At 62.2% G+C, this 6,326-nt stretch carries 5 protein-coding genes and 1 pseudogene; 4 read left to right on the forward strand and 2 right to left on the reverse strand.

Annotated elements, in window-relative coordinates:
* Nucleotides 1-182: 182 nt before the first annotated feature.
* Nucleotides 183-1,253, reverse strand: a complete 1,071-nt coding sequence (repC, locus tag ACFPOB_RS29330; RefSeq protein WP_377801715.1) for a plasmid replication protein RepC — start codon at nucleotides 1,251-1,253, stop codon at nucleotides 183-185.
* Nucleotides 1,254-1,266: 13 nt separating this feature from the next.
* Here repC and istA point away from each other — a divergent pair.
* Nucleotides 1,267-2,586: pseudogene (istA, locus tag ACFPOB_RS29335) on the forward strand (IS21 family transposase); the annotation flags it as partial.
* On the opposite strand, the gene ACFPOB_RS29340 reads toward istA, so the two are convergent.
* Nucleotides 2,468-3,892: a DUF4158 domain-containing protein gene (locus tag ACFPOB_RS29340; protein WP_377801716.1), complete on the reverse strand. Its 1,425-nt coding sequence runs from the start codon at nucleotides 3,890-3,892 to the stop codon at nucleotides 2,468-2,470. The pseudogene istA and the gene ACFPOB_RS29340 overlap by 119 nt on opposite strands.
* 129 nt (nucleotides 3,893-4,021) lie before the next feature.
* On the opposite strand from ACFPOB_RS29340, the gene ACFPOB_RS29345 reads away from it, so the two are divergent.
* The 3 genes from ACFPOB_RS29345 to ACFPOB_RS29355 all read left to right on the forward strand — a co-directional run bounded on the left by ACFPOB_RS29345 (nucleotide 4,022) and on the right by ACFPOB_RS29355 (nucleotide 5,987).
* A complete protein-coding gene (locus ACFPOB_RS29345; RefSeq protein ID WP_076605505.1) occupies nucleotides 4,022-4,654 on the forward strand; it encodes a recombinase family protein in 633 nt (210 codons plus the stop codon).
* Nucleotides 4,655-4,717: 63 nt separating this feature from the next.
* A complete protein-coding gene (locus ACFPOB_RS29350) occupies nucleotides 4,718-5,281 on the forward strand; it encodes a hypothetical protein (protein ID WP_377801717.1) in 564 nt (187 codons plus the stop codon).
* Nucleotides 5,282-5,564: 283 nt separating this feature from the next.
* The gene (locus ACFPOB_RS29355; RefSeq protein WP_377801718.1) at nucleotides 5,565-5,987 is read left to right on the forward strand and encodes a cation diffusion facilitator family transporter; all 423 of its coding nucleotides are present in this window, start codon (nucleotides 5,565-5,567) and stop codon (nucleotides 5,985-5,987) included.
* Nucleotides 5,988-6,326: the final 339 nt, after the last annotated feature.

Here is a 6,326-nt window from a genome sequence, read left to right on the forward strand (position 1 = left end):
CGCATCGTCGACGGCCATCCGCAGAGCCAGATCGACGATCTGCTGCCATGGGCCTATGCGCCTCAGCCGCTCAAGGCCGTGGCCTGAGAACACCGCTTACATCGTTAATGCGACCCCAAGTGATTTTGGTAAGGTCCAACCCATCTGTGGCGGCACATCCAGCGTCCGCATTTAGCGGCGCCTTACTGAATCCGCTTTGCGCACAACCTCTTCAGGTCGATCGGAAGCGAGACTTTTCCCGCTGCGACGCCGCGGATGATGGAACGGAGTAATCCACCGGGGTTTGAGATGCTGTTCGCTCCTTGACTGACGTCGTCGTCAAGCCGTTGCAGCGCGTAGATTGTCGCGACAGCGGTCAATGGCGCTCCGATGGTCGAGAGTCCTTCAAGCCAGACCTCCTTGCTCGCACCAAGCCAGGAGAGCAGATACGTCGCGGCGGCGACCAGGTCCTGTGCAGAGCGGATCGGATACTGATAGTTCGAGACCACTGGGCAGGCAGCAAGCACCAATTTCAAATCAATTTCATTTTCATCCCGTCGGAGTGAGCGGCTCGCGCGCGGAACCTCCTTCTTAGAAACCTCGTTAGAGAGATCTGTAGTTTCGAGCTCTATGTGGCGGACGGATTGGCCGTCACAGGCGGACTCTTCAACAGTGAAAGCCTCGATGGTGGTGGACTTTTCGTCGACGGAAAGGGCCTGCTGATCCTGCGAGGCGAAGAGAGACAGCGCGTCGCGCGTGAGCTGAGCCCAAGCGTCGACGAGGTCGGGCGTGACGGCTCCCTTGCCGGTCCGAGACGGGGTGTTGTCGATCAGCGCCCGAAAGCGGGAGTTGATCTCATTGCTCGAGACGACGCTGTGGTGCGTCAGCCATTCGATGGCTTCTTTCACCTGGCGGCGCGAGATCGTGATGAGATCGAGCGCGTGTCGGCGAGCCTTGGCAGCAGCTTCGCGCTCGGCAATGAGGTGGGCGAATTCGGCTTTGCGCGCCAAGAGCGGGCTGAGGTCAAAGCCATAGGTGACTTGCACGCCGTCGACGTTAGTCCGGAAGCGCTTGCCGTTCGCCGAGGTCCGTCGGTGAATGAGCCCCAGTTTTACAAGCTCGGCTGCGATGCGGCGGACGTTACGGTCAGAGGTACCGCATTTTTTGGACAGGCGCTGATTTGACGGGAAAACGACCGGCGCGCCCTCCCCTTTTGGAGCGTGCGTGACGGCCAATTCCATGAGCACCAGGCGCTGGCTTGCTGGAAGCTGCATAGCATCCTGCGCCAAGCTCTCGGCGATGCTGCGGGTCGAAGGCGGCAAGTCGCGCAAGCACAAGCGCACGGTCCGTCAGTTGCATTCCGATCTGACTTTGCTCGGTTATGAGGGTTCCTACAATCGGGTTGCGGCCTTCGCCCGGGACTGGAAGGCCGCCCGCCTGCGCGAGCAGCAGATCAGTGGCCGTGGCACCTTCGTTCCCCTGGCCTTTGTGCCGGGCGAAGCGTTCCAGTTCGACTGGTCAGAGGACTGGGCCATCATCGCCGGCGAGCGCACCAAGCTGCAGGTCGCCCATGTGAAGCTGTCCTACAGCCGTGCCTTCACGCTGCGGGCCTATCCGCTTCAGACCCATGAGATGCTGTTCGATGCCCATAACCACGCCTTCCGGGTGCTGGGCGGCGTGCCGCGGCGGGGCATCTACGACAACATGAAGACGGCCGTCGACAAGGTCGGCCGAGGCAAGGAGCGCCAGGTCAATATCCGCTTCTCGGCCATGGTGAGCCACTTCCTGTTCGAGGCCGAGTTCTGCAACCCGGCTTCCGGCTGGGAGAAGGGGCAGATCGAGAAGAACGTACAGGATGCCCGGCATCGGCTCTGGCAGCCCCTGCCGAACTTCCCGTCGCTGGAGGCACTGAACGCCTGGCTGGAGACCCGGTGCCGGGAGTTGTGGTCGCAGACCGCGCACGGCACGCAACCCGGTACAATCGCCGATGTGTGGGCCGAGGAGATCCGGCACCTGATGGCAATGCCGCGTTCCTTCGATGGCTTCGTCGAGTACGCCAAGCGCGTCTCCCCGACCTGCCTGGTTCATCTGGAGCGCAATCGTTACAGCGTGCCGGCATCCTTTGCGAACCGCCCGGTCAGTCTGCGTGTTTATCCCGACCGGATCGTCATCGTCGCCGAGGGGCAGGTGATCTGCGAACATCGCAGGGTCTTCGCCCGCTCGCATGATCGTCTCAGCCGGACGGTCTACGACTGGCGGCATTATCTGGCCGTCCTCCAGCGCAAACCCGGGGCCCTGCGTAACGGTGCCCCCTTTGCCGAAATGCCGCCGGCCTTCCAGTCGCTGCAACAGCATCTGCTCAAAACGCCAGGTGGCGACCGGGAGGTGGTCGAAATCCTGGCCCTGGTCCTGCAGCATGACGAGGAGGTCGTGCTGGCGGCGGTCGAACTGGCCCTGAAGGCTGGCGTGCCGACCAAGACCCACATCATCAACCTGCTTCACCGGCTGATCGACGGCGCACCGATGATCGCGTCACCGCGATCTCGTAAGCGCGCCGGTCGATCGTCCCTTCCGCAGGCTGCACGACCTTGCGCCAGCGCGGCTTGATGAAGCTGGTTGGCACCCGCTTCGGCAGGGCCGATCGACCGTCGCGGTACATCGTGCGCAACACCTCGATCGCGCCGAGCAGCGGATCGCCCGACCGCGCGGTGCGGAAAGTGAAAGCGGCAAGAAACGTCGGGGCGAACCGCCGGACGGCGGTATAGCGTTCGACCACTTCCTCCAGCCCGTCGTCGGCCGAGCGCGTCAGGTCCTCGGCGAAGCGGATGCTGCGTTCGAGTTGCTCCCAGCCAACCTTGGCGTCGATCGTGCGGAAGGCATCGCGCCCACTCGCGCGAGCATCGACCAGAAGGCGACCGAGTCGGGCATGGAAGCGTGCGGTGTCCTTCAGCATCCGTGCCTGGCCGAGCAACCGATCGGAGCGGTTGCGGTCGGCGCGGCGGAACAGCGCGCCCACCATCTTCTCGACCATGACCAGTGCGGCATCAGTCAATCCCGCCTCCATCTCGATCATCGAGGCGATGAGCATGGCGAGCCGGCGCAGGCGTTCGAGACGTCGCAGGTGCTGGGCGGTGACGATACCGGCGGTCCGTGCGATGACGGCATAGCGGGCGGCATGTATACGTCGCGCCCTATCCGCTGCGATCCCGATGCCGCGCACAGCGTCAAGCCGTTCGATAATCCCTTTCAGGTTGGCGGCCGAAGGGGCTTCGGGCCATTCGCGTATCCACCCGAGCCGGGTGCGGCCGTGGTCGTCGGTTGCGATCAGATGTTCGAGCGCGGCTTCCTGCTCGGCCGAACAGTCGCGGATCAGGTTAGCATGAGCGGCCTTGCGCGCCCGTGTCCGCACGATAAGCGCGAGCCGTTCCAGCGTCGATGGTGCCGGCAGCACGATCCGGTCTGCGCGCAGGCGATCGACCATGCCGGCGACAATCGTCTCGCCCCGGTCGGTCGAGGCGGCGATCTCCGATCCCAGCGCCAGCATCGCTCGCACGTCCACTCGCGCAAAGGCACGCAGACCGAGCAGGGCTTCGATTTCGGCACGGTGTTCGCGCAGCGTCGTGGAGCGCATGGCATAGCCGGTGAAGTCGTCGGCCGCGCACCCGATCTGCTCGGCGAGCAGCTTGAGTATGGCGTCGGGCACCGCCTCACCCATCAGCAGCCCGCGGCCGGGATGACGCAGGTAGCAAAGCTGCACCGCGTAGCCGATCCGGTTGGCCCCGCGCCGACGTCGCGCCACCTGCGCCAGATCATCGGGACCGAGCGTGTAGAGCCGTTCAATCGTCGCGCGATCAGCGGGCGGATCGAAGATGGCAGTGCGCTGCGCGGGCGACAGAATGGTCTTGGTCGGCATCGGTGTCCTGTTCGTCACGAAACAGGAAAGCGGACCTGTTCATGGAGCATAGACCAGAAGACGGGTTATGTGACAGGATGAGGATTGTTGGAGGAGCGCTCCCGCTCTGTCACACGAACGGACGTATATGTGACGACGCAGATCGGCTATGCACGGGTGTCGAAGGCGGACGGCAGCCAGGTCCACGACCTCCAGCGCGACGCGCTGGTCGCGGTAGGCGTCGATCCCGATCACATCTATGAGGACGCCGCATCGGGACGGCGCGATACGCGCCCCGGCCTCGACGCCTGCCTCAAGGCGCTACGTCGCGGCGACACGCTGGTTGTGTGGAAGCTCGATCGGTTGGGGCGTGACCTGCGCCACCTTGTCAATCTGGTCGGCGAGCTGACGAAGCGGCAGATCGGCCTCAAGGTGCTGGCGGGCGAAGGCGCGTCGATCGACACCACTACCGCCAACGGTCGATTGATCTTCGCGATCTTCGCCGGCCTCGCCGAGTTCGAGCGAGAACTGATCGTCGAGCGTACCCGCGCCGGCCTTGCCTCCGCCCGTGCGCGGGGACGGCACGGCGGACGGCCGTTCAAGATGACGCCCGCCAAGCTGCGCCTTGCCCAGGCTGCGATGGGCAAGCCCGAAACCAAGGTCGCCGAGCTGTGCGCCGAACTCGGCGTTACCCGGCAGACCCTCTACCGACACGTCACCCCCAAGGGCGAGATCAGACCCGATGGCGAGAAGCTGCTGCAACGCAAGGGGCGAACGGGATGAATAATCATAGCATTATGCATCGGATCGCTTTGCTCTGCTGCCTCATCGCATCTGCTGGCTGCAATGGTTCGTCAAAAAACGGGCGACGAAACGGCACAGGCCGGTTCCACCGATCATGCCGAACATCCAAGCGTAATGGGATTGGTGTTCAATTTGAGGCCGGGCGAAGTGGAAACCTACGTCTCCGATTTTCCACGTTTCCTCAGGGTCAGGCCGAACGAGAACTATGATCTGCTGCTGGATGAGAGCATCCTGATCGATCCTTCCAGCATGTCGGTAGCCGTGCCGCGCGGGCGCGGCACGGCGCGCAAGCTCGGCGAGAGGACCGTCTTATGTTCACCGGAATCGACACCCGGACCTGACCGGCTTTTCTATCAATGTGCGACCAAGTTGCCGTTCAGGGGTCGTCAAGTCATTCTGGTGTGGCGCGATCGGCCCCGATTGGCGACCGAGGTGAAGACTGCGGCGGAGGCTGCCAGCACTTTTCTTGCCGCTCGCTTGATCGAGGATCGGCGAAGCCAGCTTGAACGGCGTCAAAATGAGGGGCTACAAAGCGTCCGCCGAACCCGATCGCGACCCTCCGCTGCCGGGAACCTGGTCTCCATCGCGCCTTGCGTGTCCGGCTGATCCGTGGACGTTCATCGGCTATGACCCTGTGCGTCTGGAAAGAACCGGAGAAAGCTGCACGGCCAAGGCGGTGGCAAGCGGCATTGATGGTGCGCTGAACTATCGCGCTACCTGCAAAGACAAGACCGGCGAACACGGCGAACTCTGGTCGCTTCGCCAGCGCGGTCCGATCCTCACAATGCAGCGTTCGCGATCGACAAGTTGGGGAGGCGGTCCCGTTTCAAGCCATAGGCTCGAACGATGCGGATGATCTACGCGACACGCTTAGCGTACGTTTTCGACCATCCTCTCACCGGTCCCGGTCATCGTTGCAGCAGTAGTAGTTTTGCTGACGGGATGGACCCTTGTCGATCCGATCATAGGTGCCGGAATTGGCCTCTTTATCGTGCCGCGCACCTGGATCCTGCTGAAGCAGGCGATCCACATCCTCCTCGAAGGCACACCGCCCGAGGTCAACGTGGCGCTGATTGAGAAGCGTCTCTTGGAGCTTCCCGCCGTGACGGCGGTGCATGACCTCCATGTCTGGACCATCACCTCAGGTCTCGATGCGATGAGCTGCCATCTTGTCATCGATGATATGGGCAGGTCTTCCGCTGCTCTGGCAATGGCACAAGCGATATTAAGGAAGGAGTTTAAGCTTAATCATGTCACTATTCAAATAGAAGACTATTTACTCCGCGAAAACGAGCCAGAAATTCGCTTTTAAATTGGACCGGTGTCGTTCAATATTTTAAATCTATCATTAGGAACCTATAGCTCGAAACTCTGTCGTAGCCTTGCTCAACCAGGGTCGGGGCGGCGCCTCTTGCCAAGCGCCGCCCCTCGCTACAGCCCAATGCAGGGGTGCAATTGCCGTAGCTCGATCAATGATACGCGTTTTTTCATTGGTGTCATTATTTCGGCATCTTCGCTCGCAACTCTTTAAAGAGTGCGAAAGAGGCATCACTAGGCTTCGTGGACAAAGGGTAGCCAGAGTTTGACTGCGGCAATGGCGACGAATCCGAGGTAAGATTCCTTGCTCTTGTCGTAGCGTGTGGCGACGCGC

The sequence above is a fragment of the Allobosea eneae genome (genome assembly GCF_042657265.1).
GTDB classification, from domain to species: Bacteria; Pseudomonadota; Alphaproteobacteria; order Rhizobiales; family Beijerinckiaceae; genus Allobosea; species Allobosea eneae.

What these genes read in the sequence shown, in the direction of transcription:
- repC (WP_377801715.1), bottom strand. Translation starts at nt 1,253, where the DNA reads ATGCAGCTTCCAGCAAGCCAGCGCCTGGTGCTCATGGAATTGGCCGTC.
- ACFPOB_RS29340 (WP_377801716.1), bottom strand. Translation starts at nt 3,892, where the DNA reads ATGCCGACCAAGACCATTCTGTCGCCCGCGCAGCGCACTGCCATCTTC.
- ACFPOB_RS29350 (WP_377801717.1), top strand. Translation starts at nt 4,718, where the DNA reads ATGGTTCGTCAAAAAACGGGCGACGAAACGGCACAGGCCGGTTCCACC.